18 protein-coding genes and 1 tRNA gene are annotated in these 24,358 nt (G+C 60.1%); 6 read left to right on the top strand and 13 right to left on the bottom strand.

Annotated elements, in window-relative coordinates; translation table 11 throughout:
- Positions 1–36: 36 nt before the first annotated feature.
- The 3 genes from INF32_RS06940 to INF32_RS06930 are packed head-to-tail and all read right to left on the bottom strand — an operon-like array spanning position 37 to position 3,625.
- Entirely contained in the window at positions 37–1,611 is a 1,575-nt protein-coding gene (locus tag INF32_RS06940) for a sodium/sugar symporter (protein WP_226387629.1), read from the bottom strand.
- A gap of 59 nt (positions 1,612–1,670) precedes the next feature.
- Positions 1,671–2,723, bottom strand: coding sequence for an aldose epimerase family protein (locus INF32_RS06935; protein WP_226387628.1), 1,053 nt, complete (start codon positions 2,721–2,723; stop codon positions 1,671–1,673).
- Positions 2,714–3,625: a nucleotidyltransferase family protein gene (locus tag INF32_RS06930; RefSeq protein ID WP_226387627.1), complete on the bottom strand. Its 912-nt coding sequence runs from the start codon at positions 3,623–3,625 to the stop codon at positions 2,714–2,716. The genes INF32_RS06935 and INF32_RS06930 overlap by 10 nt, the downstream gene beginning before the upstream one ends.
- Before the next feature lie 268 nt (positions 3,626–3,893).
- Here INF32_RS06930 and INF32_RS06925 point away from each other — a divergent pair, with 268 nt between their 5' ends.
- Genes INF32_RS06925 through radA form a run of 4 tightly spaced genes read left to right on the top strand, consistent with a single transcriptional unit; the run spans position 3,894 to position 8,747 of the window.
- Positions 3,894–4,763 (top strand): murein hydrolase activator EnvC family protein, encoded by an 870-nt coding sequence (locus tag INF32_RS06925; RefSeq protein ID WP_226387626.1) that lies wholly within the window; start codon positions 3,894–3,896, stop codon positions 4,761–4,763.
- A gap of 39 nt (positions 4,764–4,802) precedes the next feature.
- Positions 4,803–5,996, top strand: a complete 1,194-nt coding sequence (locus INF32_RS06920; protein WP_226388123.1) for a 1-deoxy-D-xylulose-5-phosphate reductoisomerase — start codon at positions 4,803–4,805, stop codon at positions 5,994–5,996.
- A 22-nt stretch (positions 5,997–6,018) separates the two neighbouring features.
- Complete coding sequence (gene rseP / locus INF32_RS06915; protein ID WP_226387625.1) at positions 6,019–7,356, top strand: RIP metalloprotease RseP; 1,338 nt, start codon at positions 6,019–6,021, stop codon at positions 7,354–7,356.
- Positions 7,357–7,385: 29 nt separating this feature from the next.
- Positions 7,386–8,747 (top strand): DNA repair protein RadA, encoded by a 1,362-nt coding sequence (radA, locus tag INF32_RS06910; RefSeq protein ID WP_226387624.1) that lies wholly within the window; start codon positions 7,386–7,388, stop codon positions 8,745–8,747.
- A gap of 41 nt (positions 8,748–8,788) precedes the next feature.
- On the opposite strand, the gene INF32_RS06905 is transcribed toward radA, so the two are convergent.
- A complete protein-coding gene (locus INF32_RS06905) occupies positions 8,789–8,926 on the bottom strand; it encodes a hypothetical protein (RefSeq protein ID WP_226387623.1) in 138 nt (45 codons plus the stop codon).
- A gap of 134 nt (positions 8,927–9,060) precedes the next feature.
- Here INF32_RS06905 and INF32_RS06900 point away from each other — a divergent pair, with 134 nt between their 5' ends.
- On the top strand, positions 9,061–9,393 hold the full coding sequence (locus INF32_RS06900; RefSeq protein ID WP_226387622.1) for a helix-turn-helix domain-containing protein: 333 nt from the start codon (positions 9,061–9,063) through the stop codon (positions 9,391–9,393).
- A gap of 54 nt (positions 9,394–9,447) precedes the next feature.
- Here INF32_RS06900 and INF32_RS06895 read toward each other — a convergent pair whose 3' ends face one another.
- The 3 genes from INF32_RS06895 to INF32_RS06885 are packed head-to-tail and all read right to left on the bottom strand — an operon-like array spanning position 9,448 to position 13,591.
- The gene (locus INF32_RS06895; protein WP_226387621.1) at positions 9,448–9,891 is read right to left on the bottom strand and encodes a PepSY-like domain-containing protein; all 444 of its coding nucleotides are present in this window, start codon (positions 9,889–9,891) and stop codon (positions 9,448–9,450) included.
- A 53-nt stretch (positions 9,892–9,944) separates the two neighbouring features.
- The gene (gene cysK / locus INF32_RS06890) at positions 9,945–10,892 is read right to left on the bottom strand and encodes a cysteine synthase A (protein WP_226387620.1); all 948 of its coding nucleotides are present in this window, start codon (positions 10,890–10,892) and stop codon (positions 9,945–9,947) included.
- Positions 10,893–10,936: 44 nt separating this feature from the next.
- Complete coding sequence (locus INF32_RS06885) at positions 10,937–13,591, bottom strand: glycoside hydrolase family 2 TIM barrel-domain containing protein (RefSeq protein ID WP_226387619.1); 2,655 nt, start codon at positions 13,589–13,591, stop codon at positions 10,937–10,939.
- Positions 13,592–13,765: 174 nt separating this feature from the next.
- On the opposite strand from INF32_RS06885, the gene INF32_RS06880 reads away from it, so the two are divergent.
- Positions 13,766–14,560, top strand: coding sequence for a two component regulator (locus INF32_RS06880; protein WP_226387618.1), 795 nt, complete (start codon positions 13,766–13,768; stop codon positions 14,558–14,560).
- A gap of 147 nt (positions 14,561–14,707) precedes the next feature.
- On the opposite strand, the gene INF32_RS06875 is transcribed toward INF32_RS06880, so the two are convergent.
- From INF32_RS06875 to INF32_RS06850, 6 genes are all read right to left on the bottom strand, one after another.
- Positions 14,708–16,534: an OmpA family protein gene (locus INF32_RS06875; protein WP_226387617.1), complete on the bottom strand. Its 1,827-nt coding sequence runs from the start codon at positions 16,532–16,534 to the stop codon at positions 14,708–14,710.
- Between the two features lie 9 nt (positions 16,535–16,543).
- Complete coding sequence (locus tag INF32_RS06870; RefSeq protein WP_226387616.1) at positions 16,544–17,080, bottom strand: DUF3575 domain-containing protein; 537 nt, start codon at positions 17,078–17,080, stop codon at positions 16,544–16,546.
- 22 nt (positions 17,081–17,102) lie between these two features.
- Entirely contained in the window at positions 17,103–19,322 is a 2,220-nt protein-coding gene (locus tag INF32_RS06865; RefSeq protein ID WP_226387615.1) for a glycoside hydrolase family 3 N-terminal domain-containing protein, read from the bottom strand.
- 139 nt (positions 19,323–19,461) lie between these two features.
- Positions 19,462–19,532 (bottom strand) — tRNA-Gln (locus tag INF32_RS06860).
- A 262-nt stretch (positions 19,533–19,794) separates the two neighbouring features.
- The gene (locus tag INF32_RS06855; RefSeq protein ID WP_226387614.1) at positions 19,795–21,351 is read right to left on the bottom strand and encodes a hypothetical protein; all 1,557 of its coding nucleotides are present in this window, start codon (positions 21,349–21,351) and stop codon (positions 19,795–19,797) included.
- A gap of 45 nt (positions 21,352–21,396) precedes the next feature.
- Entirely contained in the window at positions 21,397–24,231 is a 2,835-nt protein-coding gene (locus INF32_RS06850; RefSeq protein ID WP_226387613.1) for a TonB-dependent receptor, read from the bottom strand.
- Positions 24,232–24,358 lie beyond the last annotated feature (127 nt).

Raw genomic sequence — 24,358 nt, 5'->3', positions numbered from 1 at the left:
CGGCGGCCCGCTTTTACGGTCGGATTGCGGCTTCCGCTACCACCAGATCGCGTAGATGAAGATCAGGATGGCCACGATCAGCAGGGCGCCGATCTTGAAGCCGGCAGAGGTCCGGAACAGTCCTTTGGGATAGGTGACTTTCTCCGTGTCGACGGGCTTGCGTTCGACGAGGGCGAAGATCACGATCAGGGCGAAGCAGATCAGGAAGACGATGCCCATCCGGTCCATGAATGGCATGGCGGGAAGCAGCCATTTGAATAGGGCCGAGAAGACGAACGTGCCGAAAGCGGCAGCCAGCGCACCGTTGGCCGTGGCCTTCTTGTAGAAGAACCCGGCCAGGAAGATGGCCAGTGCACCGGGGCTGACGAAGCCCGTGAATTCCTGGATGTACTGGAACGCTTGGTCCAGATTCGAGAGCACGGGGGCGATCACGCAGGCGATGATCAGAGCCACCACGCTCGTCCAGCGTCCCACGCTCACCATTTTCTGTTCGGATACGTTTTTGTCGATGTACGATTTGTAGACGTCCATCGTGAAGATCGACGATATGGAGTTCATCATCGAGGCCAGCGAGCTGACGATGGCGGCCACCAGCGCGGCGAAAGCCAGTCCGCGGATACCGACCGGCACCATGCTCAGCAGCACGGGATAGGCGTTGTCGGGTTTGCCGATGTCGTCGATCATGCCGTCCTGGACCATGACGTAGCAGATGATGCCCGGGATCACGACGATCAGCGGGAGCAGGATTTTCAGAAAGCCGGCGAAGACGAGGCCTTTCTGGGCCTGGTCGATCGACTTGGAGGCCAGCGCCCGCTGGATGATATACTGGTTGCAGCCCCAGTAGTAGAGGTTGGCCACCCACAGGCCGCCGATCAGCACGCTCAGACCGGGCAGTTCCTTATAGGAGGGATGGCTCTTGTCGAGGATCATGTCGAACTTGTCGCTGGCCTTGGCCGCCAGTTCCTGCACGCCGTTCATCACGTCGCCGCCGCCCAGCATCCGGAATGCCACGTAGGTCGTCACCAGTCCGCCGCCGATCAGGAAGACCACCTGGATCACGTCCGTCCATGCCACGGCCTTCAGCCCGCCGTAGATGGAATAGAGAGCCGAGAAGGCCGCCAGTCCGATGATGCCCCAGATCAGGTCTACGCCCATCATGTTCTTCACGGCCAGCGCACCCAGATAGAGGATCGAAGTGAGGTTGACGAAGATGAACACCAGCAGCCAGAAGATGGCCATCACGGTCTTCACCCGTTTGTCGAACCTCTGTTCGAGGAACTGGGGCATCGTGTAGATGCCGCGGTGAAGGTAGATGGGCAGGAAGAACATCGCCACGATGATGAGCGTGAGGGCCGCCATGAATTCATAGGAGGCGATGCCCATGCCGATGGCGAAGCCCGAACCCGACATGCCGATGAACTGTTCGGCACTGATGTTCGAGGCGATCAGCGAGGCGCCGACGGCCCACCAGGGCAGCGCCTTGCTCGCCAGAAAATAGTCCTTGGAGTCCTTCTTGACCCCTTTCTTTTCACGTGACACCCACAGTCCGATGCCTACCACGAGCACGCAGTAGACGATGAAAATGACGGTGTCGAGCAATTCGAATTTCATGAATACGGAGTTTTAAGTGATTTTTATCAGTAGTTGTCCGGAGTGTGTTCCGGGATCGGTCAGGAGAGTGTCGTGAATTTGTATATGATCTTTTCGGAATAGAGTTCCCCGCCTTCCAGCCGGGCCGGAACGAATTCGGGGTGGTTGACCGAATCGGGATAGCCCTGACATTCGATCGCCACGCCTTCGTGGTCTTCGTATCCCCGGCCGCTCTTGCCCTCGGGCGATCCGGCGAGCCAGTTGCCCGTGTAGAGCTGGAGGGCGGGCTGGGTGGTGTGGATCTCCATGACCCGTCCCGACACCGGATCGGCCAGCGTGCCGACCTGTTGCAGCTCTCCCTTTTTCCAGCCGTCCACCACCCAGCTCGCGTCGTAGCCGCGGGCGTTTTTCAGCGGTTCGAAGTCGGCTTCGATGTCGCGTCCGAGCGTTTTGGCCGTGCGGAAATCCATCGGAGTACCTTCGACCGGGGCGATCTCCCCGGTGAAGATCAGCGCCTTGTCCGCAGGCAGCCATTTCGAGGCTTTCAGCTGGAGGGTGTGCCCCAATACGCTGCCGCTGTGCTCGCCCGCCAGGTTGAAGTAGGTGTGGTTGGTGAGGTTGAGCACCGTGGGGGCATCGCTCTTCGCGTAGAAGGTGAGCTCCAGTTCGCAGTCGTCGTTCCAGTCATAGACCGCCTCGACACCCACTTCGGCCGGATATCCCTGGTCGCCGTCGGGACTGACGAGCGAGAAGACCACACGGTCGGTCTCCACGCGCGAAGCCCAGATTTTGTTGGCGAATCCGCCCGGGCCGCCGTGCAGGTGGTTGGGGCCGTCGTTGCGGGGCAGACGGTACTCCTTGCCGTCCAGCGTGAAACGGCCCTCCCGGATGCGGTTGGCGAACCGGCCCACGCACTTGCCCATGTGGGGCCCGTCGCCGAAATAGCTTTTCCACTCCTTGTAGCCGAGCACCACGTCGGCCAGTGTGCCGTCGCGGTCGGGCACCTGTACGGAGACTACGCTCGCCCCGATGTTGGTGAGCTGGACCGAGGCTCCGCGGCTGTTGCGCATCGTGTAGAGGATGATGGCTTCGCCCTCGGGCGTGAAGCCCCACACGTTCTGTTCTATTTCCATAAGCTGCGGGGATAAACGCCCTGACGGATCAGTTCCTCGATCTTGGCCACCACTTTGGGCCGGTCCTCCTTATAGGTCACGCCGAACCACTGGGCGTCGGTGTGGAGCACTTTCATTTTGGACGTGCCCTCCGAAACCAGCTTGTTGACCATGGTCGGAATGTAGTATTCGGCCTTGAGGTTGTCCATGTTTTCCTTCAGGAACACCTTGAAGTATTTTTCCGAATGCTCGAAATAGTCGGGCGTGAAACCGAAAAGGTTCATCGACACGGGTGCGTCGTCCGGCAGCGGATGGTCGCCGTCCTCCTCGTGGTAGACGATCCTGCCGTCTGTGCGTTCGATCTTCGTGCGCTCGACCATCGAAACCAGGTCCCCCTGCGCGTCCACTTCGCACACGCCGCGCGACACGGCTCCGAAGTCGGAAAGGGTGTTCTTCACCTGATAGCCCACCATGCAGTAACGGTCGTGCTGGCCGGCCACCTGTTGCAGGTATTGAGAAATGGTGGCGTAGGCGTCCTTGCCGTAGAAGTCGTCGGCATTGATCACGGCGAACGGTTCGCGGATCACGCCGGCCGCCATGATGACGGCATGGTTCGTGCCCCAGGGCTTCACGCGCCCTTCGGGAACCGAAAATCCCTCGGGAAGCATGTCGAGCTCCTGGAATACGAATTCGACGGCGATCCGGCCGCCGAAACGCTCCGGGGTGAAGATTTCCCGGAACTCCTTCTCGAAGCTGTGGCGGATGACGAACACCACCTTGCCGAACCCGGCGCGGATCGCGTCGTAGATCGAATAGTCGATGATGGCTTCCCCGTCGGGGCCCACTCCGTCCATCTGTTTGAGGGAACCGTAGCGCGAACCCATGCCCGCCGCGAGAACCAATAGTGTAGGTTTGACAGTCATTCGTGTTATTTTTTATGTGTATGTTGAATCCGGCAATGATTACCGCTACAAATATAGAATTTTTAAATTATTTACATAACCGCGATACGGGAAAATAATAGCATTTTCCGGTCATCCGGTGCGAAAATCCGCCCGTCCGGGGGCGGGAAAGGGACCGGTGTGAAAATAAACCGGGTTTCCGTCCGTTTAATGTGGACAGATGGGGGCGGACGATCCGCGCTTATTTGCGATCTTTTGTTATCTTTGTGCTCTAAATTGTCCGGATGCCATGAAATCGGAACGCAATTTCGTCTATTTCCTGAGAAACCTGCGGGAGAAACACCGCCTGAGTCTGAGGAACCAACATAACGACAGCGAGGTCTGGTACATGTATATCAGTCCCGCCAACGTGCTGACGGGTTTTGTGGCGCTGGTGCTGGTGCTGTTCATCGTCATTCTGACCACGGTGGCCTACACGCCGATTCTCGACCTGATTCCCGGCTATCCGGGCAACAAGTCGCGCGAAATGCTCATTTCCAATATCGTGCGCATTGATTCGCTGGAGCGGGAACTGGCCCAGATGCAGGTGTACAGCGACAATATCGCCCTGATCATGGAGGGGAAGACCCCGATCGTCCGCGACGTTACGCAGGCGGGCGATTCGATGCGGGTTTCGCGTCCGGAAACGGTGCATCCCAGCCGGGAGGATTCGCTCCTGCGCGCCGAACTGGAAGGCGGAGGAATCTACCGGCTCAGCGATCCGGCCAAGGTGCGCACCGTGCGTACGGGTCTCGAGTTGATGCCTCCCGTGCGGGGTGTGGTGGCCGAGCATTTCAATCCGAAAGAGGAGCGTTTCGGGGTAGGGATCGCTACGGCGGCCAGCCAGCAGGTGATGGCCGTGGAGGACGGGACGGTGGTGCTTTCCGCCTGGTCGCCCGACGATGGCTATGTGGTGCAGATCCAGCATCCCGGAAACCTGCTTTCGGTCTACAAGCACGCGACGCGGGTGCTCCCGTCCACGGGAGCGCGCGTGAAGGGGGGCGAAGTGATCGGATTCACGGGCGAGGGCCTTTCGGGCGATGCAGGCAAGGGCCTGTTCGGGTTCGAACTCTGGCATAACGGTACGCCGGTCGACCCGGAAGGGTATGTGGTATTTTGACGGTGTTCCGCCCCGGGCGGAACGCTGCGTTCGTATGTGATGGAAAAAAGAGTGGAAGAGAGACAGAAAATAGTATTGCTGGGATCGACCGGTTCGATCGGGGAGCAGACGCTCGATGTCGTGCGGCAGCATGCCGACCGTTTCGAAGTGCGGACGCTCACGTCGAACAACAACTGGCAGCGGCTCGTGGAGCAGGCGCTCGAGGTGGAGCCCGACAGTGTCGTGATTGCCAACCGGGAGCACTATCCGAAGGTGAAGGAGGCCCTGGCGGCGGTACCCGTGAAGGTCTATGCCGGGGCGGAATCGTTGGAGCAGGTGGCCCGCAGCGCGGAGGCCGACGTGGTGGTCAACGCGCTGGTGGGATACGCCGGGCTGGCCCCCACGGTGAGCGCCCTGAAGGCAGGCCGCAAGATCGCGCTGGCCAACAAGGAGAGCCTCGTGGTGGCCGGCGAGCTGATTATGCGGACGGCTCTCGAAAAACGGGTGCCGATCGTGCCGATCGACTCGGAACATTCGGCTATATTCCAGTGTCTGGTGGGTGAACAGACCCCCTACCGCAGGATCGTGCTGACCGCCTCGGGAGGCCCTTTCCTGGACACGCCGGCAGAGGAGCTGGAGCGGGTGACGGTAGAGCAGGCCCTGCGCCATCCGAACTGGAAGATGGGGGCCAAGATCACGATCGACTCGGCCACGATGATGAACAAGGGGTTCGAGGTGATCGAAGCCCGCTGGCTTTTCGGGGCGCGGCCTTCGCAGATCGAGGTGCTCGTCCATCCTCAGTCGGTGGTTCATTCGATGGTGGAGTTCGCCGACGGGGCGGTGAAGGCCCAGCTGGGTACGCCCGACATGCGGCTGCCGATCCAGTATGCCCTGACTTTCCCGCAGCGCTGGCCGCTGGAGGGCGAGCGGCTCGACCTGGCCCGGTGCGGGGAGCTGACGTTCCGGGAGGCCGATCCCGTGAAATTTCCCAATCTGCGGCTGGCCTACGAGGCGCTGGAGCGGGGAGGAAACAGTTGCTGCGTGCTCAATGCGGCCAATGAGGTGGCCGTTGCCTCTTTCCTGGGGGGGCGGATCGGGTTCCTGCAGATCACCGAAGTGCTGGAGCGGACGCTCGCACGGGTCGCTTTCGTGAGGGAACCCGGACTGGACGATCTCGGGGCCAGCGATGCGGAAGCCCGTCGGGTCGCCTGCGAAGCGGCGGAAGAGATGAAATCGAAACGACAGATAATTTAACGAATTTACAGATAACGGAAAAATGGAGATAGCGATCAAAATACTTCAGTTCGTACTGAGTTTCTCCCTGCTGGTGCTCATCCATGAGTTCGGCCATTTTATTTTCGCCCGGATGTTCGGCATCCGGGTCGAGAAGTTCTACCTTTTTTTCAACCCGTGGTTCTCGCTTTTCAAGTTCCGGCCCAAAAACAGCCACACCGAGTACGGTATCGGCTGGGTGCCTTTCGGCGGTTATGTGAAGATCGCCGGCATGATCGACGAGTCGATGGATACCGAGCAGATGAAACAGCCCGTGCAGCCGTGGGAGTTCCGGGCCAAACCGGCCTGGCAGCGGTTGCTGGTGATGGTCGGGGGCGTGCTGATGAACGTGGTGCTGGCCTTCGCCATCTATATCGGTATGAGCTACACGTGGGGGGATACCTATTTCGCCAGCTCCGATATCCGGTATGGGTATGTCTATAACGATCTGGGACACGAAATCGGGTTCCGGGACGGCGACCGCGTGCTCAGCGTGGAGGGCGAGGTCATCGAGGACGCCCTCCAGATTTTTCCCGCCATCGTCATCAACCAGGCCCGTCACGTCGACGTGCAGCGCGGTGATTCGGTGGTACGCATCACCATCGGCGAGGAGTACCTGCCCCGTCTGCTGAACAGTCCCGATTTCATGATGCCGCGTATGCCTTTCGTCGTGGCCTATGCCGAGAAGGGTATGCCTGCCGCCGAAGCGGGGCTGCTGCCGGGCGATACGCTGGTGGCCTTCAACGGGGAGCCGATGCGCTATTTCGACCAGTACCAGAAGGCGCTGGCGGCCGCATCGGGACAGACGGCCGATATTACGGTGGTACGCGAAGTGGACGGTGCTCCTGTGACCCTCTCCCTGCCGGTGAAGGTCTCCGATGCCGGGAAGATCGGTGCGGCGTTGGTGCCGCTCCAGAATCTGATCCCGCTGCAGACGCGCGACTATACCTTCTGGGAGGCCATTCCCGTCGGGTTCCACCGGACGGGCGCCGAACTGAGCAACTATTGGAAGCAGGTGAAGATGATCTTCTCGCCCAAGACGGAGGCCTACAAGTCGCTGGGCGGCGTGATCGCCATCGGGAATATCTTTCCGGAGTACTGGAGCTGGGAGGTGTTCTGGAAGATCACCGCTTTCCTCTCGATCGTACTGGCCGTGATGAATATCCTGCCGATTCCGGTGCTGGACGGCGGACACGTCATGTTCCTGCTCTACGAGGTGGTGACCCGCCGCAAGCCGAGCGACCGTTTCATGACGCAGGCGCAGACCGTGGGCATGATTATCCTGTTCGCCCTGCTGCTGTTCGCCAACGGCAACGACATATACCGCTTCTTTATCAAATAGGGCCGCTGCGGCTCTGAAACCGGTCGGTGATGGCAAAGGTTAAAAAAGCATATTTCTGCCGCAACTGCGGGCACGAGGCCTCCAAATGGCTGGGCCGCTGTCCCTCCTGCGGGGAGTGGAACACCTTCACGGAGGAGGTGCTCCAGAAGGAGAGCGGTGCGGCGTCGGTTTCCCTGGCGAAGATGCCGTCCGTGCGTCCGATGCCGATCCGGGAGATCGAAGAGCCGCATCACCGCCGTATCGACCTGGGCAACGGAGAGGTGAACCGCGTACTGGGCGGAGGATTGGTGCGCGGGTCGCTGGTGCTGCTGGGCGGCGAACCCGGTATCGGCAAATCGACCCTCAGCCTCCAGATCGCACTCGGGACCCCCGGTCTCAAGACCCTCTACGTCTCGGGTGAAGAGTCGCCCCAGCAGATCAAGATGAGGGCGCAGCGGCTGGAGGCGGACAATCCCGACTGTCTGATCTATGCCGACACCCTGCTGGAGAATATCGTGGCCCGGATCGACGAAATCCGTCCTGACCTGGTGATCGTGGATTCGATCCAGACCATCTATACCGACCTGATCGACTCTTCTCCGGGCAGCGTCTCCCAGATCCGGGAGTGTGCCGCCACCCTGCTGAAATATGCGAAGGGGAGCGGAACCTCCATCTTCATCATCGGGCATATCACGAAAGACGGGATGATCGCCGGGCCCAAGATTCTGGAACACATCGTGGACGTGGTGTTGCAGTTCGAGGGGGACAACAACAATATCTACCGAATCCTGCGCGGTATCAAGAACCGGTTCGGCGCCACGTTCGAGATCGGCGTCTTCGAGATGCGCACCGAAGGGCTGGTCGAGGTGACGAATCCTTCGGAAATCCTGCTGTCGCACTACGACGAACCGCTGAGCGGAATCGCCGTGGGGGCTGCCGTGGACGGTATCCGCCCCTACCTGATCGAGACGCAGGCGCTGGTGGGCAACGCAGCCTACGGTACGCCCCAGCGTTCGGCCACAGGGTATGACCTGCGGCGTCTGAACATGCTGCTGGCCGTGCTCGAGAAACGGCTGGGCATGAAGATGTACCAGAAGGACGTGTTCCTCAATTTCGCGGGCGGATTCAAGGTCTCCGATCCGGGGCTCGACCTCTCCGTCGTGTCGGCGGTGATCTCGTCCTATTTCGATCGTCCGCTCGCCGACGGGGTCTGCTGCACGGCGGAAATAGGGCTTTCGGGCGAGGTTCGTCCCGCTTCCCGCAGCGAACAGCGTATCAGCGAGGCGGCCCGGTTGGGTTTCCGTCGGATCGTGGTGTCGGGATACCTGCGCAAAAGCATGCCCAAACCCCCGAAAGGGATCGAAGTGGTCTACGTCAACCGGATCGACGAGATTCCGAAAGCCATATTTTAGAAGAGACGGGCCGGAGGCAGGTCCCGCGGTTCGTTTCCCGTTCAGGATTTGAACAGCAGTCCGATCAGTACGATGAATATGATAAGTATGGCGGCGATGGCGATATATCCCATGATTCGGTTGAACCGTTCGTAGGTGGGATTGATGAAACCGCCGTCGGTTTTTTTCTTTATCAGCATGTTCGTCACTCCTTTTTTACGCATGTAATATTCCCCCGGTGAATCGGATGTAAATTCACGATGTATCATTTATGATACGCTACTTACAAAGATATAATAAAATCTTTGCGTATCATACATGATACACGGGGAAAATGGATTTTCAGGATGAGCTGGATCGTATTTCGGGTAGGATCAGGAAATTGCGCAAGGAGAGGGGGTACACCGTGCAGGAGCTGGCCTATCGTTGCGATATCGAGCGGTCGAACCTGAGCCGGATCGAAGCGGGGAAGTGCAACGTCACGCTCAAAACCCTGTGCTCGATTTGCAACGCGTTGGAAGTCGGTCTGGACGATCTGGTCGGAAGCGGCGGGCGAGACGGCAGGGAAATCCGGGGCTGTGTCGGAGAGGAGCGGTGCGAGGGGGCCGGTACGGAGGGAAGTTTCGTGGACGAAATTGTCTTCGAGATAGAGTCCGACGTCCGGTAGGCGGTAGGGAGTATGAAAAAACGGCAACCTGCGGGTTGCCGTTTTCCGTGGCCGTCAGTCGTCGTATCCGATGAACGTGCCGTCGGGTTTGAACCTGAGTTCCCGGTCGTCGGAGAGTTCCGCCTCGTATCCCTTGCGGGTACGTTCGATGCGGACGATTTTCTCTCCGGCATGTTTCCGTTTCACGAAGGAGACGATCTTTTCGGGGACGATTCCCTCCGGCAGTGCGCTGTGGTCGCCGTCCACCTCGAGCCACTGTCCCTTGCTGTCGAAATCGAGTTCGAACCCGTTCGAAAGGTCCACGCTGTAAGTGAGTTCTTCCAGAAAATCCTTTTCCGCCTCCAGATGGATGATGCGGGCCTTGGGAAAGTACTTCCGGATGAATTGCTGCGCCTTGTCCGGCAGTTTGACGGATGCGCCGGTCTGGGATGCGGCCAGGGCGAAGGCCCCGGTGGCCGCCAGCATCAGACCCGTCGCAATGAGAGCCATTTTTTTCATGATGCATACGGTTTTGGTCATGACTTCCGTATGCATCATTTTTTATGCCATTCTCAGAGCCGGTAGCCTTCGAAATCGTACAGCGCGGTCGACAGGTAACGCTCCCCGGTGTCGGGCAGCAGGGCCACGATCACCTTGCCACGGTTCTCCGGCCGGAGGGCCAGCCGGGTGGCCGCATGCAGGGCCGCACCCGAAGATATGCCGCCGAGCACGCCCTCTGTCCGGGCCAGTTTGCGGGCGGCCCGGAAGGCGTCGTCGCTCTCCACGGGGATCACCTCGTCCACCACATCGGCCGAATAGGTGTCCGGCACGAACCCGGCTCCGATACCCTGTATTTTGTGGGGGCCGGGTTTCCCGCCCGACAGCACCGGTGAGTCGGCCGGTTCGACCGCCACCACGCGGACGCCGGGCTTATGGCTTTTGAGTATCCGTCCCACGCCGCTTACCGTACCTCCGGTGCCCACGCCGGCCACGAAAATGTCCACTTTCCCCTCCGTGTCACGCCATATCTCCTCGCCGGTCGTCCGTTCGTGCACGGCCGGGTTGGCCGGATTTTCGAATTGCCGGAGAATCACCGATCCCGGGGTCTCCTCCCGGAGGCTTTCCGAACGTGCGATGGCTCCCTTCATTCCTTCGGCCCCCGGGGTCAGCACGAGTTCCGCTCCCAGCGCCTTGAGAATGTTGCGGCGCTCCAGGCTCATGGTCTCGGGCATGGTCAGGATCAGCCTGTACCCTTTGGCGGCCGCTACGACAGCCAGCCCGATGCCCGTGTTCCCGCTGGTAGGTTCGATCAGCGTGGCGCCGGGAGCGAGGATACCGCGCCGTTCGGCGTCTTCCACCATGGCCAGCGCGATGCGGTCTTTCACGCTGCCGCCGGGATTGAAATATTCGAGTTTCACGAGCAGGGTGGCTTCCAGCCCTTCGGTCCGGTTGTAGTTTTCGGTCTCCAGCAACGGGGTGTTCCCGATCAGCTGGGTGATTTTCGTTGCGATCTTTGCCATGACGAATGTTTTTATTCCGTGTTCTTTTGCAAAAACGGGGCCGATCAGTAGATGCGGTAGATGCGGATGGCGTTCAGCACGGGTTCCCCTTCCCGCTTGCCGAAGGAGACGGTAAGCCCCTTGCCGTCCGCCGCTTCGGCGATCACCTTTTTGACCACGGCCCGCGATGCGCCGAACTCCTCGGCGATGTTCAGTCCGGTCAGCACCGGAATGCCGTTCACCGAAATGTCGAACACCCGTTTGCCCGTGCTCTTCGGTCCGACCGCGTCGCCACCCAGATTGTAGGCGAGCGGCTCCCGCTGCGGATCACCCTCCAGTTCAGCCAGGTAGAGGTAGAGGGCGTACTGTCCGTCGGGAACGTCCGCCCGGAACGCCTCCAGTCCCACGCGCTGGGTCTGGAACAGGGGGTCCTGCCGGGTTCCGTAGATGTCGTTGTCCGATGCGGGCTGCGCTCCGTGACGGGTCGGCTTGCCGTAAGGCTTGCCTCCCACGTAACCCCAACTGCCGGGCGTGTAGGCCTGTTCGGGAATCCATATCTGGCTGTGTTCCGGGTCTTCGAAATAGCGCTGCGAGCCGAGCATGACGTTCAGTTCGCGGAACTCCCTGCCGGGATTCCGGCGGACCAGTCGGAAGTCCACCCGCAGGAGATCCTTCGTCCCGTTGTCGCCCGTGGCTTCCAGCGTGTTGATACCGTCCGCGAAAGGAACGTCGAACGTGGCGTAAAAATCCCGGACGGGCCGTTCCCCGAGGGATTTCCCGTTCAGACAGAGGGTCACGGTTTTCGCGTTGGAATAGACGTCCACCGGCTGGGTACATTCGCCCGGAGCCGTCTCCGCGCCGCCGCGTACTCGCCAGCCGGCGTTACCGATCATCGTGGCGGGTTCGGGGTTGAAACGGGCCTTGTAGAGCAGGTAGGTGTCCTTGTGCCGGCGGTCGAGCCCGTTGATCCCCTTGTTGTTGACGTGGGGAACGGCATTGCCGCGCGATTCCGAATAGAAGTCGTTGAGGTTCCAGATCGTGGCCGAGGCGATGAAATCGCGTTCCATGATCGCCTTCACGTAGTGACGGTGGTAGAGGTTGGCGTATTCGGCCGAATAGTCGAACCGCTGCGGGGCGAACGAATGGAGGCGGGGATCGACGTCCGCGCCGTACTCCGTGATGAAAAGGGGTTTGTCGGGCAGCCGCTGATGGAAGCGGTCGATTACCCGGTCGAAGGCAGGGAAGGTGTCCGAATACCACCCCTGGTAGAGGTTCCAGCCCACGATCATCGGGATTTGCAGCAGGCCGGCGTCATCGTATGCCGGGAAACTGCCGTGGCACGGGAGCATCGTGTAACGCGAAGGGTCTTCCCGGCGGATCGTGTTTTCGATCTTGCGGGCGAGGGCCGCCACGTTTCTGCCGTAAATCGCATGGCGCACCGAATCTCCCTTGAACGGCGGCCGGAGCATCACTTCGTTCATGTAGGCCCAGACCACCACCGACGGCCGGTTGAAATCCTGGCGGACCATCTCTACGGCCATGTCGAGGCAGTTTTTCTCGAAGGCGGCGTTTTCGGTGATGCGGTCCACGACGGGAATCTCCACCGAGGTGAGGATGCCCAGTTTGTCGCACATCTCCATCACCACGGGGTCCTGCGGATAGTGGGCCACCCGCAGGTAGTTGCCGCCCATCGCCTTGAGGAGCCGCACGTCCTGTACGTGCACGATGTCGTCCAGCGCCCAGCCCTTGCCCAGATAGTCCTGATGGCGGTTGGTGCCGATCAGTTTCAGGTGTTTCCCGTTGAGGAAAAAACCTTTGTCGGCCGAGAATTCGAACCAGCGCAGTCCCAGCGGATTGACCACCTCGTCGAGCAGGGCGCCCGTGCGGTCGTCGTACAGGCGTGTCACCACCCGGTAGAGGTTGGGGGCGTCGGGACTCCAGAGGGCCGGCTGAGGTACGGTCATTTTTTCCTGCACGACCGGGGTCGTTCCGCCGCCTGCCTCGATCCGTGTAGAGGCCTGCACGGTCCGGGTTCCGTCCGGGGCGTAGACCGTGTTTTCCACCCTCACCCTGCTTTTCCGGCCCGAACGGTTGTCCACCAGCGTGCGGACGTTCACTTCGGCATTCCGTTCGCTCACCTCGGGGGTGGTGATGTAGACGCCCGAAGAGGCGCAGTCCGTCGTCGAAATGTGGACCGCGGGTGTATGGATCAGGTAAACGTCCCGGTAGATGCCGCCGAAAAAGGTGAAGTCGGCCGACAGGGGCGGAATATCGGGATTGTCCTTATTGTCCACCTTCACGGCCAGCACGTTGGTCTGTCCGGGGCGTATCAGTTCCGTGATGTCGAAACAGAACCGGGTGTAGCCTCCGGTGTGGTGTCCGGCATGGCGGCCGTTCACGTAGAGGTCCGTTTCCTGGTTGGCCCCTTCGAAATAGATGTAGGTCTGTCCCCGGGCCGCCTCTTCCCCGATGCGTACGTGTTTGCGGTACCATCCCACGCCCCGGTAGTAACCCGGTGTGTCGTCGTCGGCGTCCTGTGCGTTCCATGTGTGGGGAAGGGTGACGATTTCCCACTTTTCGTCGGCGTAGGCGGGTGCTTCGGCCCCGGCCGCCTCTCCCTTGTGGAAGCGCCAGGTCTCGTTGATGGAGTAGGTGACGCGCTGCGCCCCGGCGGCGAGTACGGCCAGCGTGAGGAGCAGCGAAAGAAACAGCGATCTCATTTTTCTCGTTTTAGGGTGTTCGCAACGGACAAAATTAGGCCAAAAAACCGGAACGAGCAATGCGGACCCTGGGCCGGTTGCCGTTTTTTCGGAAAAATTGCTATCTTGTGGTCGGAATTCCGCGTCCGGGAGACCGGGGACGGAGACGATAACTAATCCTAAAAAAATTTGATTATGAAAATGAAATGTTTGCTGGCGGCGGGTCTGCTGTTTTCGCTCACGGCTGCCGCACAGGTCACGCAGGAGGATTTCGATGCCCTGAAGGCTTTTTACGAAGCGACCGGGGGGCCGAACTGGAAGAACAATTCGGGATGGGATTTCACCGAAAAGGGACCTGCCGATGTGAAGGCCTACGACAAAGGCACCGGCGAGGGGTGGTACGGCATCACTTCGGTCGGCGGGGGCCGCGTGCTGAAGCTGGATTTGCGCGATAATAATCTGGAGGGAAAAATTCCCGACGCCTTTTATGACCTGACCTATCTGCGCCAGGCGCTGCTGACACGGAACAAACTTTCGGGTACGATCTCTCCCGGGATCGGAAAGATGACCCGTCTGATGAACATCAGCCTGGGTTACAATCAGCTTACCGGAACCATTCCCGCCGAGATCGTCTCCATGGGACGCGACACCCAGCATACGGCTCCCCGGGCGGACGGCAAGGGCGGTGCACAGTTGTTGCTCGACCTGCGCAACAATCAGCTTACGGGGTCCATCCCGGCCGGAATAGGCGGCATGACGCTCTTTACCAAGCCCTGTGCTTCGGCCCGGATCGACCTGAGCCACAACCAGCTTTCCGGAGAACTGCCGGCCGGGCTGGGCGATCTGACTTCGCTCACTGCGCTGATTCTGAATGCCAACCAGTTGACGGGAACGGTTCCTCCCTCCATCGAGAAGCTGCCCGACCTGAAATTCCTGATGCTTTCCCCGAACCGTTTCACCGGCAAGGTGCCTTCCATCAAAAAGCAATAGGGGCGAATTCCCTTTCGACCGTTGTTTCGACACGGGCATCGGCTTCGGAAGAGGGCCGGTGGCATCGGAAAAACGGATATGCAAAAAGGGCCGGACATCATGTCCGGCCCTTTTTTGCCTGTGTCTCCGGGGAGGGGAGACGGTCGGTTACTCCTCCCGGTCCTGCCTGCGCAGCAGGAACTGGATTTCGGGATCGAGGTTGCCCCGGTATTCCAGCGTCGGATCGGCGGCACAGGCCCGGCTGTAAAATTTCAGGCCCTGTTCGATCCGTCCCGAACGGGCACATAGAATCGCCAGCATGTAGTTCCGTTGGGGCGTGTCGGGCGTGGTCACCATGATTTCGTACGCCTGTTTGTCGTATCCGAGCGACATCAGCGTGATGGCGCTGTTGATGTCCTTGTAGGGATCGAGTATCTTCAGGGCACCCCGGTAGTCCTTCTTTTCGAGCAGTTCCACGCCGCGCATGTAGGCCGAGTCGAGTTCCGTCGTGTAAACCGTGTCCTTGACCATGCCGACCCGGCGCAGCGAATATTTCAGATTGACCGAACGCAGTTTGGGATAGAGTTCTTCCCGCATCTTTTCGTATTCGTCCGGGTAGGCCCGCCGGATCAGTACGTCGCGGCGGTCGGGTTCGCCGGTCGACCGTATGATGTCGATGATCCCGTCGCTGTGTTCCAGTTCCCGGCTCCTGCGCAGCAGGCCGATCAGATTGTCCCAGTCCTCGCCGATCCAGCGGACTTCGATCAGCGTGTCGACCTGGTCGCCGAACTTCTCGGCCAGATAGTCCCTCACGGCATGGGCGCGGGCGCGGGATATCCGGTCGTTGACCCGTATGGAACCCTCCGGCGAACAGGCTGCCGTCAGCACGATGCTGTCGATGAAGAATTCGTACTGGTTGAGCAGGGTGTTCATCCGGGAGGTCATCTTTTCCAGCTCCGTCCGGTTGTTGCCCAGCGTGTCGATGATCCGGGATTTTCCCAGCGGGAAGGTGATCCAGTTCCGGTCGTTTACCGTGGCGTACTTTTCGATGATCCGGTAGATGTAGCGCGGCGTGCGGTCGATGAAACCGGTCATTGACGTGACCGTGTAACTGAGCGTGTCCCTTGCCTCCAGCGCCAGTTCCCGGCCCCAGAAGTCCCGGGCCCGACCCTCCAGGGTCAGCTTCATCCGAGCGTTGTTTTCGTCCGCGCGGATGTTTTGCGAATAGTGGTAACGGATATTTCCTGCCTGCGTGACGACCGAATCCAGCCGGGCTTCGGGATAGGTCGGCTGGGTGATTTCCGTCACGTACCGGAAGTTGCGTTCCGATTGCCACACTCCCGGCTCGTGGGCGTCGCGGCGTTTCCGTTTGGCTGCCGCGCGTTCCGTGTAGACCGGTGCGGGTTTGCCGAACAGGGCGGCCCGGCGTTCCGCTACGGTCGCCTGTTCGTTGCGCAGCGTGTACCGGTTGTAGTCGATCTCCTCCAGCCGTTTTTCCAGCCGGTCCCGCCGCAGGTATTCCCGGTCCTGTTTGCGGTCCACCCGGGGGCCGCGCAGCACGACCGGATCGAGACGGATCGTCGTGTCGGTCCGGTGCAGCAGGGGGGTGACGATAATGCTCCAGTCCTTTTGCTGCAACTCTTTGGGTATGTTCACCAGAAAGTCGATGGTGATGAATCCGAACCGTTCGGGAACGCTTTTCAGGGAGGAGGTTACCACGATCTTCTCGATGTCGATCTTCGAGATGGCCGCGCCGTCCTCCTCGTATTCGATTTCGGTCAGGTAGGAGATGCCGTTGTCCCGTTTGATGATCGTGACGTTGGTGCCGTTGGCCTCGATCGCTTCGGCCGGCGGAGCGGTCGGAAGTTTGCGTTTGGCGGTCTGCGAAAGGCCGACCGGCTGTGCGCTCCTCTCCATTTTCCGGACGGGGGAGCAGGAGAGGAGCATCTGCGCCGCCATGACTGCGGTCAGCAGGATGCCTGTGTGGGTGCGCATCGTCGGACCTTAAAACAGATAGACCAGGTTCAGAGAGAGCTTGGTGGGACCGGGCAGGGATTTCGACCGCCGGTAGCTCCAGTCGTTTCGTGTCTTGTCGAAACTTTTGTACTGGATGTTGTAATATCCCAGTCCGCCCTCGACCTCCATGTTCCAGCGTACACCCAGCATCCATGCGTAGCCGTACGACACGCCCACGCTGGTGAAGTAGCCTTTGTAGCGGTTGGCGTTGAAGGTGACTTCGCCGGCGGCGAATCCTCCGTGCAGGCCGAAGAAAGAGCCGCCGTAGGTCTCGCGGAGCCAGTAGCGTACGCCGGGTTGTACGCCGCCGAACATGAATTTGTAGTTGTCCGTGAATTTCCACGGATTCATGTAGCCGTGCAGTTCGAGCGAAACCTTTTTGGCCACGGCCATTTCTACTCCCAGGTTGAGATTCGTGGTGGCCAGCGCCGGCAGCGAGGTCTTGATGGCATAAAGTTGGGCCCGGCTCTGCTGGCAGATTGCCAGCGAGAGAACGAGCAGCGGCAAAATGATAAGTTTTTTCACTTGTCTGATTCTTATGTTTGGGTTATTGTTGCGTGACGGTGAGGGTGGTCCGGAGCAGGTTGTCCGAGCTGTTCCCGGCCATGATGTCGAAGTCGCCCGGTTCGACCACGAACTTCCCGTCGTTGGTGTAGAACCCGAGCTGTTCCTTCGTGACCGGAAATTCCAGCGTGCGGGATTCCCCCGGAGCGAGCATCACTTTGCGGAAACCCCGAAGTTCTTTCACGGGGCGTGTCACCGAGGCGAAACGGTCGCGCACGTAGAGCTGTACGACCTCCTCTCCGGCCCGCTCGCCCGTATTGGTTACCGTTACCAGCGCCCGGGTCTCCTCGCCGGGAGCCAGCACCGCCTTTTCCAGCCGGGGAGCCGACACCGAGAACGTCGTGTAACTCAGTCCGTATCCGAAGGGGTAGGCCGGGTCGTTTTCGATGTCGATGAAACGGGTGGTATGCGATTTGGCCGGGTCGGCCGGCCGGCCCGTGCTCTTGTGGTAATAGTAGATCGGAAGCTGCCCCATGTGGGCCGGGAAAGTCATCGGCAGTTTGCCCGACGGGTTATACTCGCCGAAAATCACGTCGCACATTGCGTTGCCCGCTTCGGTGCCCAGCCACCAGGTGAAGAGGATCGCCGGGGCGCACTCCCTGATCCCGTTGAAGATCAGCGGCCGGCCGCCCATCACCAGCACGACGACGGGCTTGCCCGTGTCCACCAGTTTTTTTACCAGTTCCTGCTGTCCGGCCGGAAGATTCAGTTCGCCGCGCGATTTGGCTTCGCCGCTGTCCGACGCACGTTCCCCGACCGCCACGATCACGGCGTCCGAACTGCGGGCTGCACGTATCGCCGCCCCGGTGTCGCGTTCCCTGCCGGTGGCCGGGTCGTATCCTTCGGCGAAATGCACCGTATAGCCCCGGTCGGTCAGCGCCCGGCGTAGGGTGACGATCGAATCGACCACTCCCTCTCCGGCCCAGCCGCCCTTCATGTCGGTCTGCGAGTCGCAAAGCGGACCCACCAATGCGATGCTCCGGATATCTGCCGGGAGAGGCAGTACGCGGCGGTCGTTCTTGAGCAGGACGACCGATCGTTTGGCCATGTCGCGTGCCGCCGCCCGGATTTCGTCCGAAAGCACGGTGCGCCGCATGCGGAGGGTGTCGCAATAGCGCATGGGATCGTCGAAGAGACCCAGTGCGAATTTGGCGGTCAGAATCCGCCGCACGGCATCGTCGATTTTCTTTTCGGGCACCCGGCCGCTTTCGACCAGCTCTTTCAGGTGGTCGAAATAGCACAGCGAACACATCTCCATGTCGCATCCGGCATCGGCTGCCGCGGCCGCCGCTTCCCTGCGGTCGGCGGCATAGCCGTGGGGGACCATCTCGCCCACCGAATTCCAGTCGGAGACCACGAAACCGGGGTACTGCCACCGCTCCCGCAGCAGTTCCTGCAACAGAAACGCGTTGCCCGTGCAGGGTACTCCGTCGAAATCGTTGAATGCGTTCATGAACGTGGCCACGCCCGCTTCGGCGGCCGCTTTGTAGGGAGGCATGTAATAGTTGTAGAAATGGCCGCGGGACATGTCCACGCTGTTGTAGTCTTTGCCGGAAACGGCCGCGCCGTAGGCGGCGAAATGCTTGCAGCAGGCCATGATCGTGTTCGCGGCGCTCAGGTCGTCGCCCTGGAAACCCTTGACCCTGGCGCGGGCCACGGCGGAGCCGTAGTAGGGGTCCTCTCCGGCCCCCTCCATGACGCGGCCCCACCGGGCGTCGACACAGACGTCCACCATCGGGGCGAACGTCCAGTGGATACCCGAGGCGGCCGTCTCCGTGGCCGCCCACCGGGCACTCCGTTCGATGGCTTCCAGATCGAAACTGGCCGCTTCGCCCAGAGGTATCGGGGCGATGGTACGCATGCCGTGGATCACGTCGAGCCCGAAAATCAGCGGAATGCCGAGCCGCGACCGCAGGGCGGCTTCCTGATAGGCACGGATCGCCTTCGGGTCGGTGACGTTGAGCAGCGAACCCGCCATTCCTTTCTCGACCAGTTCGGCCAGCGAACTGAATCCCCGTTCCGTGACGGGGCCCGTCAGTTTGCTTTTGTCTGAAATCTGGTTCATCTGGCCGATTTTCTCTTCCAGAGTCATTTTCTCCAGCAGCCGGTCGGCGCGTTGCCGGGGCGTGAGCGGCTGGGCGGAGACGGAGATCATCCCCGCCAGAAGGGACAGGCATGTCGAAAAGAGATGGATTGCTTTCATAATTCGTTCATTCGTCGAGTGGAACGGCTACAAAAGTAACAAGAAAAATTTCAGGTCCGATAATCCTGCCCGCAAATCGGATGAAAAAATGGTGGAAATAACAGAAAAGGGGTAATCCGGTCGGATTACCCCTTTTCTGTTGAGCTACCTGGACTCGAACCAAGAAAGGCAGAACCAGAATCTGCAGTGTTACCATTACACCATAGCTCAATGTTACGTCCTTAAACGTGGTGCAAAGTTAAAACATAAATTTTTATATCGCAAAAATTTTTTTGAAAAATTTTTCGTCTCCGATGAAATTTTTTTGAGAAAGCCTCCGAGAGGCTATTCGGGGTGTGATTACGCCTCCTGTATCCTCTTTTGCCGGAAGGGGGCTGCCGCCGTTGTCCCGTAACGACAGAAAGACGACCGGCACAAGGCCGGTCGTCCGCCGAAAAGTAAAAGGTATCCGGGTTTCCCTTCCGGGAAATTGTCAATAGACCTTGTTCTGGGGATCGAATTCCGTCCAGCCGGCCATCCAGTTGTCGGCTTCGGAAGTGCCGGCGAATGCCCCGGCGTAACCGTTGCCTTTGGTGTCGAATCCGGACGGGACGGTGAGCGAAGCGTTTTTCAGGATGCTCGCCCCGTCGGGGGCTACGGCGACCGAGGGGGCGGTGCCGGAGAGTATGCCCAGTCCCAGTTCGGCGATCGTGGCTTTCACCGTGTTGTTCCGCGAAGCCTCGACCACGTAGGAATGGGAGAAGGAGTAGGGCTCGCCGTCGTCGTAGGACGTTCCGGCGTTGTCGGAGTAGCGGTCTTCGAATTTTTTGTTTACGTCGCTGCCCAGGATGCAGGCGGCTCCTTTCGTGTTGTCATAGCTTTCGGCTTCGGTGTCGTATCCCCCGAAGAAGACGTTACGCACGAGGTTGTTCGAAGCGGCGTAGGTCTGGGTGGCCGAACCTTTGTCGTTCTCGACGATCAGTCCGACGGGCCACCCGGCCACGACCGAATTGGCGAGCGAGATGCGCGAGTTGCGCCGGATCTGCACGCCGCTCTGGAACTGGCCCAGTTTCGAGCCGTTGTTGGGGTTGAACGTGCCGCCGTCGATATAGTTGCCGTCGCTGCTGACGTTGGTGAAGTTCTCGTCCTGTCCCGCCGGACCGATCAGCGTCACGTTGCAGAAGGCCGCCTGCGTATAGGGTTCTTCGGTACTGCCGTCGGCATTGTTGTCCGATTCGAAGCCGTTGGAGTAGGAGGTGTCGGCCAGTTTGGGATTGCGCACGCTCAGCAGGAACTGCATCCGGCCGCTGAACCCGTTGTCCGTGTCGAAATCGTCGTCCCAGCCGTGGTAGGCCACCAGATAGCTGCAGTTGACCGAACCGCCGAACCACTCGAACGAATCGTCGTTGGAGTAGGAGACCTGCACGTGGTCCACCTGCGTGCCGCTGCCCACCGAGCCGAAGGTGATGCCGTTGATCTCCTTGTCGGTCTCGAACGGATAGCCGGCGAACTCGACGCGGACATAGCTCAGAATGCCCGAGTTGTCGTCTTCCTTGTTGCCTCCGTGGGTAGTGCGGGGTCCTCCCTCGATCTGCTGGCTGGTCTTGTTGTTGATGCCGTTTCCGCAGATGATGAGGCCGCCCCAGTCACCCGGTTTGCGCTGTCCGGCGGGCTGGTTGGAGGTGAAGACGATCGGTGCGGTGCGCGAACCCTGGGCGATGATCTGCGCCCCCGGTTCGATGATGAGCGAGGCCATCGTCTCTTTGTCTCCCCGGATCACCGTTCCGGCGGGGATGGTGATCTTCGACCCGTTCTGGATGTAGACCCAGCCGCGCAGCACGTATTTCTTGGAGGCGTCCAGCGTGTAGTCGCCCACGGGAGCGGGGAAGTGTTTGTCTCCGTTGCCGATGTAGTTCACTCCGTTTTCGGTGAAGACCAGTCCGTTTTCGCCCTGGCCGGGATTGCCTCCGTTGCCGCCGTCGTTGTCGTCCGAGCAGCCGGAGAGGATCATCGTGCAGGCTGCCGCCAATAGGATCAGATGCTTTTTCATCGTTTGATTTTTAAAAAGTTGGTTGTGTCGTTATGGTTGTCTTTTTCAGAATGTCGCCGTGAGGGAGAGCGAGAAGCTGCGGCCGGGGTCGTAGCTCTTGGTGATCTGCGTGCGTTCGTGCACGTTGCCCGCCTCGTCCCTGAATTCGGGATACTGGGCGAAGACCACCCGCTGGCAGAGCAGGTCGCGGACATATCCCTTCAGTTCGAACGTCTTGCTCAGCCGGATGCCGAAAGTGAGGTCGACGGCGTCGCGCGGGGTCTCGTACATGTCGGGAATGTTGTTGTTGAAGGTGTCGCCTCCCGATGTGCTTACCCGGCCGATTCCCACGATCCGTTTGCCGATCCGGTTGTAGAGGGCTCCCACGCTCAGCCCGAGTTCGGGGTTGCGGTAGAAGAGCCCCGCGTTGACCAGATAGGGCGACTGTCCCTGCATCGGACGGTCGTGTTCCAGGCTCTCCTCGCTGAAATGGACCTTGCTTTCGATCCATGCGGCGTTGAGCGAAAGCGTGAAGTTCTGCATGCCCATGAAGGCGAGGTCTTTCCGTACCTCCAGTTCCACACCGTAGTTGTCGGCCGAAAGGGCGTTCTCGAACGAGAACTGGTAGGAGCCGCCCGCATCGACGTAAATCCATTCGATCGGGTTGGCGAACCGCTTGTAGAAGAGCGACAGGGAGACCGTTTCGCCCGCCCCCGGATAGAGTTCGTAGCGCAGGTCGATGTTGTGGATCGTGGCCTGCTTCAGTTCCGGGTTGCCGGTGATCGTGCTGAACATGTCGAAGTCGTAGTAGGTCGAGGGCGACAGTTCGCGGAATTCGGGCCGGTTGACGCTCATGCCGTAGGCGAGCCGCAACAGCGATTTTTTCGTCAGGTCGTAGGTGAAGTTGGCCGACGGGAAGAGGTTGTTGTAGTCGTAGTCGTAAGTGCGGGTCCGGTCGCCTGCCGTCTGGGTGTAGCTTTTGAGCGAGGTGACGAACCGTTCGAAACGTACTCCGCCGTAGAGGTTGAAGCGGCCCAGCGGCACGTTTACGGCTGCGTAGGCGGCTGTGAGGTAGTTGGAAGCCGAGTAGTTGTCGGTGTTGTCGGTGTTGTCCTGCACGGTCAGCTTGCCGGTGCCGAGGTTTTCCGGGGCGAAAATCTGGTCGGTGGGCAGGCTGGCGAAACCGTCGGGAAGCCGGTTGCCCGTGTTGTTCCATTTGTAGATGAAGTCGCGGGTATCGTAGTCGCGCGTTTTGTATTCGCCGTAGACTCCGGCCCGCAGTTCGGCGGGTTTGTCAGCCGAAGGGCCGAATGGGTGGCTGAGGTTCGCTCCGGCCGAGACGAGGTGTTCGTGCAGGGAGGTGAAGTAGCGCGACACGCTGCCCTGGTCGATCGAATATTCGTAGATTTCGTTTTCGGGGTTCTTCTCCCGTTCGATGATCCGGCGGTCGGGCTGGTTGCGGTTGGAGTAGGAGTAGGCTGCGTTCCAGTCCACTTTCGTGCGGGCCATCCGGTGTTCGCCGGCGAACTGTCCCGTGTAGGCCGTGCGGCTGGCATAGAGATATTCGTCCTGTTGCTGTTCGTAATACCCGCTCACGTTGCGCCACCCCTCTCGGGTGGTGTAGCGCGACAGACCCAGTTGGTTGAATAGGTTGCGGAACTCGTATTTGCTGATGGTCCCGCCTTTGGGTTTCGGTATCCACGACAGGTTGAACATGGCGCCCAGCTTCACGTCGTTGGTGTACTGGTCGTCGGTGTATTTGAAGTTGGCCTGCGGCTTGTCCTCCCGGTAATTATAGACACCGTACTGGTTGTTCTCCATGTCCGTCAGGCTTTTGTTCGAATTGGAGTAGTTGACCGAGAAGAGCAACCCGATCCTGTCTTCGCTGCGGAGGCGGTAGAAGCGGTTCACGGCCACGTTCAGTTTCTGGTCCCAGAGGGGGCGCCGGCTGCGCACCCGCCAGTCGTTGTTGAATCCCTCGCGGGTGATCCGGTCCACCATGGCGGCGTCGTTGTTGTCGATCCGGCCGTCGGGACCGTTGAAGCTCCGCATGCCGTTGTCCCAGCCGAGGAAGTCGGTGCCGCTGCCTTTGACGTATTTGAAATCTTTGAAATGGGTGGCCGTGTTGATTCCCGTGCCGTAGCTCACCGAGACCGAATTGTTTTCGGGGACGATTTTGGTGCGCAGTTGTACGAACCCGCCCGCGAAGTCGGCCGGGACTTCCGCCACGGGCGATTTGACGATCATCACGTTCTCGATCTGCGAGGAGGGAATGATGTCGAACGAAAAGGCCCGCGTGTCGGCTTCGGAACTGGGTACCGCCGCGCCGTTGATCCACGTGTTGTTGTAGCGTTGGGCCAGTCCGCGCACGATAATGAATTTGTTGTCGATGATCGAGATGCCCGGAATGCGGCGGACGATCTCCGAGGCGTCCTTGTCCTGCGTGCGGGCGATGTGCTGGGCCGAGACGCCGCTGGCCACCAGCGAGGCTTCACGCATCTGGGAGATCAGTCCCGCATCGGTGCCCACCGGACGGGAGACCACCACCACTACGTTCTCCATTTCGCTCACCTGTTCGGTCAGCGCCGCATCGAGCACCAGTTCCTCCCCTTTTTTCAACGCGAGCGGTTCCGAGAGGAAAGGTTTGTAGGTGAGCATCGAGATGCGGATTCGGTAGGTGCCGGGAGCGAGGTTTCCCAGCAGGAATTCCCCCTTGTCGTCGGTGGAGACTCCCCGGGAGGTGCCTTCTATGACGACGCTGGCACCGACGATCGGGGCCTGGGTCTGCGCGTCGGTGACCCGTCCGCGTATGAGGCCCGGACGGGTCTGTGCCCCGAGGGCGAGCGAGAAAAACAGGATGAGAAAGGTCGTAAGGCAGTAGTGGCGTCCGCAGTGTTTCATGTAGTTGTCGTTTGGTTGCTTGATTCGCCGGCAAAGTTACGGGGACAATGTTTCCGTAACGTAAAGCGGGCGTGAAGGAATATTTATCTTTCCGTTATGCGGATGTTAATTCGCTGCGGGAGGCGGC

Source organism: Gallalistipes aquisgranensis (genome assembly GCF_014982715.1).
Classification (GTDB): Bacteria; Bacteroidota; Bacteroidia; order Bacteroidales; family Rikenellaceae; genus Gallalistipes; species Gallalistipes aquisgranensis.
The sequence above is the reverse complement of the archived record's forward strand: the minus strand, read 5'-3'. Positions and strand labels throughout refer to the sequence as shown.